This window comes from Streptomyces sp. NPDC058877 (assembly GCF_042742855.1).
Taxonomy (GTDB): domain Bacteria; phylum Actinomycetota; class Actinomycetes; order Streptomycetales; family Streptomycetaceae; genus Streptomyces.
Genome location: NZ_JBHYMF010000419.1, coordinates 1 through 1,154 on the forward strand (window position 1 = coordinate 1; position 1,154 = coordinate 1,154).

Annotated in this window: 1 protein-coding gene; it reads left to right on the top strand. The window is 66.6% G+C overall.

Annotation, left to right across the window (positions count from 1 at the left end):
• Positions 1-156: 156 nt before the first annotated feature.
• Entirely contained in the window at positions 157-1,041 is an 885-nt protein-coding gene (locus tag ACFW2Y_RS35980) for an IS982 family transposase (RefSeq protein WP_384887998.1), read from the top strand.
• The last annotated feature ends 113 nt before the right edge of the window (positions 1,042-1,154 follow it).

Consider the following 1,154-nt stretch of genomic DNA (forward strand, 5'->3'; position numbering starts at 1 on the left):
AGCTGCAGACCCTCCTCGCCACCTGGACCGGCGCCTGCCCCACCTGCCACCGCGACATACCAAGCACCACACCAACCTGACCAAGCACTACTAGATGAATGAGTCCGATGTCTGGACTGGTCGCAACCATGGCGAAGGGCGCCCGTTGGCTTGGGTGTGACTCCTGGCCTGGACGCCCTTCTGGCGGCACTGTACGTGTTCATCGACGACCATGTGGCCCCTCGTCGCCGGATCGGGCGACCCCCGAAACTGACGGACGCCGAACTGCTGTGCCTGGCCGTCGCCCAGGTCCTGCTCGGCTTCCCCTCGGCCCGGCACTGGATCCGCTTCGCCCACGCCCGGCTGGGACACCTCTTCCGCTACCTGCCCCAGCAGTCCGCCTACAACAAGCGCCTCAACGCCGCCGGTCCGCTGATCAGCCACGTGATCGAGGCACTGGCCCGGCAGGTCCCGACCTGGCACGACGACCTGCGGCTGATCGACTCCACCCCGCTGCCCTGCGCGGCCTCCCGCGAGACCGTCAAACGCTCCGACCTCGCCGGGCACTGCGGATACGGCTACTGCCGATCCCACTCCCGCTTCTTCTGGGGATTCCGGCTCTACCTGGTCACCACCGCCGAGGGCATGCCCGTCACCTGGTGCCTGGCCAACCCCAAGATCGGCGAACGCGAGGTGATGGCCGCGCTGCTGGAACGCGACCACCACCTCGTCCGCGCCGGGCAGGTGATCCTCGCCGACAAGGGCTTCGCCGGGAAGGATTTCGAAGCCTTCGTCACCGAGCGGCTCGGCGCCCACCTGGTGCGGCCGGACCGGAAGGACGAACCGGTCCGGCACGGCAAGATCGCCCGGGTCCGCCAGTGGATCGAGGCCGTCATCGACACCCTCAAAGGCCAGCTCAGCCTCGAACAACACGGCGCCAGAACACCAGTCGGCGTCTATGCCCGCACCGGACAACGACTCCTCGCCCTCGCCGCCGGCATCTGGCACAACTGGACCACCGACGCCCCAGTCAAACGATCACTGATCGCCTACGACCACTGAAAACATCGGACTCACTCATCTAGTGTCCTGAGTCTCGGAAGAGGTGCATATCTAGGGTTTGGGGTTCGGCAGGCGGTTCAGGTAGCCGGCGAGGCGTTCGAAGATCTCGTCGG